Origin of the sequence: Rubripirellula obstinata, from assembly GCF_001642955.1 — a bacterium.
GTDB classification, from domain to species: Bacteria; Planctomycetota; Planctomycetia; order Pirellulales; family Pirellulaceae; genus Rubripirellula; species Rubripirellula obstinata.
The window spans coordinates 1-3,224 of the sequence record NZ_LWSK01000232.1 but is presented as its reverse complement, the minus strand read 5'-3'; the positions used below and the strand labels follow the sequence as shown (position 1 = coordinate 3,224).

The 3,224-nt window shown below is 53.4% G+C and carries 1 protein-coding gene; it reads right to left on the bottom strand.

Annotated features, from left to right (window positions below; all coding sequences use genetic code 11):
* Positions 1-648 precede the first annotated feature (648 nt).
* The gene (locus RC85_RS25250) at positions 649-2,805 is read right to left on the bottom strand and encodes a carboxy terminal-processing peptidase (RefSeq protein ID WP_235033445.1); all 2,157 of its coding nucleotides are present in this window, start codon (positions 2,803-2,805) and stop codon (positions 649-651) included.
* Positions 2,806-3,224: the final 419 nt, after the last annotated feature.

The window sequence follows — 3,224 nt, the reverse complement described above, 5'->3', positions numbered from 1 at the left end:
CGAAGCATTGTGGCAACGGCACATTTCCCTGATCGCCAGCGTGTAGGCCGTAGCGAGCCAAAGCGAGTTACGGCAATGTGCGCAACGCCGTAACTCGCTATGGCTCGCTACGGCCTACTTTCAAGGGTCGTGACAAGTTGACAACGACACATTTTCGTCAGCCCAGGCGATGCCCACGCGGCTAAACGAACTCATACGTGTTTTCCGGTACCAAAACTCTTCACGGCGTTGGGTAACAGCACTTTGCCGAATGCGTGAGCGGCCTGTCGATTAAAGTGAGCCGCGACGCGTGAGCGGCCGGGCCTACCGCACTGCCCGAGGCCTTACAGCCAGCCGCTCACCATTACCGCTGAGATGTCGATTGAATCGACAAGCTGGTCAGAACCCGGATCATGCCACTTCCTATTTTTCTCAGCCTCGCTCGATCGGCGGCTTCGCCGCCGATCGAGCGAGGCTGAGAGTTTTTTGTTGCATTGTTTCCGGGTGCTTCGCACCCGGCAAAGAGCTTTCGTCCCTCCGAGACTAACAGAGCCTAGTCCGGTAGGCATGCTCAGGTTCTAAGCTGAACATTCTCTATCGCCAAGCGGCTGTTGGCGACGGAAGAAAGCGATGCTCAGTGCCCGATGTGGCGATGTGGCGATGTGGAAACTAATTCGCCCGAGCCAAGTTCTGGCGACGCAAACCTTCCACGTAGTCGTGAGCGATATTCATGACTTCCTGGTTGTAGAAGTAATCGTGATAGATTTCTTCTCCGCTCAGCGCCGCTTCCATCTGCTCTGCTTCCTCTTCTTTTTCAGAATCGAGTTCCTTGCGTCGAGCCATGAACTTCTCTTCGTTTAACGAAACCGTGTCCTGCTCTTTTTGCTTGACGTAGATTCCGACTCGGCGAAGCAAGTCATTGAACTCTTCGTTCGCCTTGACTCGCTCCATCGAATTCTTGCGGATCGTTTCGATCAAATCGGCGGGCACCATGTTGTACAAAACGTGCTTGGCCGATTTCACCTTGTCGTGTTCAAGGGCGAATTTCAAATCGCCTTCACCGACATCCATGTGCGAAGTAATGCTGGGAAGCAACACATCCGCTGGGACGCCGGTCAATTGAGTGCTATCGCCATCGGGCAGATAGAATTGTTGCAGCGTGACTTTCAACGCACCCAACTTGTAGCGATTGTTACGGAAAAGTGTTTGGCCAAGATCCATCAGCGTTTGAACCGTTCCCTTACCGTGTGTCGCTGGGTCGCCAACGACAATTCCGCGGCGGTAATCGCGAATCGCACCTGCAAGAATTTCACTCGCACTTGCGCTGAACTTGCTGGTCAAAACAACCAGCGGCCCATCCCAACTGGTACCGCGATTGTCATCGGAATACTGCTGAACGCTGCCATCTGCATTTTTGACTTGAACCACGGGGCCGCGATCGATGAACAATCCGGTCAAATTGATCGCTTCTGTCAAACTGCCGCCGCCGTTCTTGCTTAGATCCAACACCAAGCCGTCAACGCCCTGCGTTTTAAAGTCTTCCAGAATTCGCTGAACGTCCCGCGTGCTGCTGCGGAAATCGGTTCCGCCCTTCTTGGCACTGTCCATGTCCAGGTAGAAACTAGGCAGATTGATGTAACCGATTTTCAAGCCGCTCGTCTGGCCCGGTGCAGCCTCGTGTTCGATAACCTTACCGCGTGCGGCTGATTCTTCGAGTTGAATTTTCGCTCGCACGATTTTGTAGATTTCAACCTCTCCCACGCCGCCTTTCTTGACACCCAAACGGACCAGCGTTCCCGCCTTGCCGCGAATCTTGTCAACGACATCGTTCAAAGGCATTTCGACGATGTCGATCATTTCGCCGGCATCACCTTGGCCAACCGAAACGATCACGTCATCGGTCAACAACTTGCCATGTTTCGCAGCCGCTCCGCCCGGCATGACGCGAGTGATCACCGTATTGCCGTCTTTTTCGCGAAGCTGAGCACCGATGCCATCCAGGTTCAGGCTCATCATGATGCTGAAATCCTCCAACGAGCCCGGCGACATGTAGGTCGAGTGCGGGTCGTAGCTCATCGTGACGGCGCTCAAATACATTTCCAACAAATCTTCGCTGTCGGTTTTACGCCAGCGAGATGCATAGCGACTGTATCGACGACGCAGAGTATCAAGAGCTTCTTCGCCCTCGGTGCCTTCGTCCTTTAAGTCCAACAATGCATACTTGATCTGACGACGCCATCGATCGCGAGCCAGATCTGGGTTGGTTGCATACTGCGCAGACTCGGCGTCGATGACGATCGATTCTTCGGTCGTGAAATCAAATTCTCCGTCCAACAATTCCAGGGCGACCGCAACTCGTTCGTCAACGCGTTGGATGAATCTTTCAAAGACGGTGTAAGCGAGCGAAAGATCACCGCTGCTGACCATGTCATCGATCGTCGTGGAATTCTTTGCAAACTCTTGAATGTCGCTTTCGTAAAAGTACAACTTCAATGGGTCCAACGATTGCGTGAACAGCTTAAACGCACGCTGACTGATTTCGTCGTTCAGCCCTTGAGCCGAAACGTGTTGACGCGGCATCAGGTTGGCGATCGTTCGGGCGACCATTTTGTCAAACGTGGTCGGCGCGGCCAATTCGATCGGCACAGCTTTTTGCATCGGACGTGCTGGTCCCGGATTGACCTGGCCAGCGGGGGCCCGATCAGCCAGCGGTTCCTGCTGCAGTACTTCTTGTGCAGAAGTGGTTCCAAAGCCGAGTCCGGCAAAACAAAGTGCCGACATCGCCAAGGTTTTCAGAACCGAGTCGAAACCCAATCGTTGATACATATTCGTTTCCCGAAGGTTTGATCTTGTAGAGGCTGAAATTTTTACCGGATGAATGTCCACGGTAAGCTAGGGAATCCTAGGAAACCTGGCCGGCAGTAGCAACGGCGGTTTCCACGCGTTGCCCAACTCACAATGCAGTTTACCCTTGCTGTCTAGGAAATCGCTCCATTTTGAGAAATGTGAAATGAGTGATTTCAAACCACCTGTTTATTCGGAAGAGGTCTGGCTCTCAGCAAACGTAGGCCGTAGCGAGTAAAGCGAGTTACGGCAGCGCTGCCAAAGAGTGGTGCCGTAACTCGCTTTACTCGCTACGGCCTACAAAAATCGTTCCAAACAGGATGCCTGTCCAACGCCGTGAAGGGTTTCTAAACTGTTTAACCGCGTGGGCATCGCCCCGCGCGTCCATGCGGGGCGAAACG